Source organism: Pedobacter aquatilis, from assembly GCF_030409415.1.
GTDB lineage: Bacteria > Bacteroidota > Bacteroidia > Sphingobacteriales > Sphingobacteriaceae > Pedobacter > Pedobacter aquatilis.
The window spans coordinates 1-751 of the sequence record NZ_JAUFPW010000017.1 but is presented as its reverse complement, the minus strand read 5'-3'; the positions used below and the strand labels follow the sequence as shown (position 1 = coordinate 751).

Below are 751 nucleotides of genomic sequence, written 5' to 3'. Positions count from 1 at the left end.
TTGTGACGGTCTTTTTATGACTATCCCTATCTACCTGGATGGTATAAGTTCCCTTACAGGGTTCCTGAGCTACTGCAGCTAATAGTCTTCCTTCAGAAGTTAATATTCGATCGTACTGACTGCGTACAATCAGAAATGAGTTGTCCGCCAGCGCACCAGGAGTAAACTGCTCGAAGATATCGCCTTCCCGGTCCTGTATAATAATAACAGATGCCGCATCCTTTAGATAATTGCCGGCTCGTTGGTTTCCCCTGAGCCATTTTGCAGATTCCTTGTCTTTCACAGACATCTTACTGCGTTCATAACCCGTTACAAGCTTGACGCCAGTACGGTTAAAGAGATCAATGCCTGCGTAACCGTAAGGAAAACAGGTATAAGCATCTACAACAAGGCAAGGATGTACCTTAAAGCCAATACCTTTTTTGACTGCATCGATTGGTCCTACACCGCTGGATGCTCTCAATCGATTGCTGTGGTTAGCTAAATTTATCTCTGAAGTATCCTGGATACATAAAACGACCTTGCCCTTGACAGCTTTTCCGCACCGAAAGCCCATCTCTGCGGAAAGTAACTCTTCCTTTACCTTTGAACTGTTCAAAAATCTGTAAAACGCTTTTTGCTCGGCGCGGCAGCTTGCAAGCGACTGAATACTTGTGGAGGGATCCTGACGTAATTTATTTAATAGGCTTTCTCCTCGTCTAGATAACCTAAGATCGTTAAAAAGTTTACTGTAATCTGTTCCAAACATGAA

General features: G+C 43.5%; 1 protein-coding gene. It reads right to left on the bottom strand.

The features are described 5' to 3' along the window. Positions 1–751: transposase DNA-binding-containing protein (locus QWY86_RS09345; RefSeq protein ID WP_290241230.1), on the bottom strand; the 751-nt coding region annotated here is incomplete at both ends.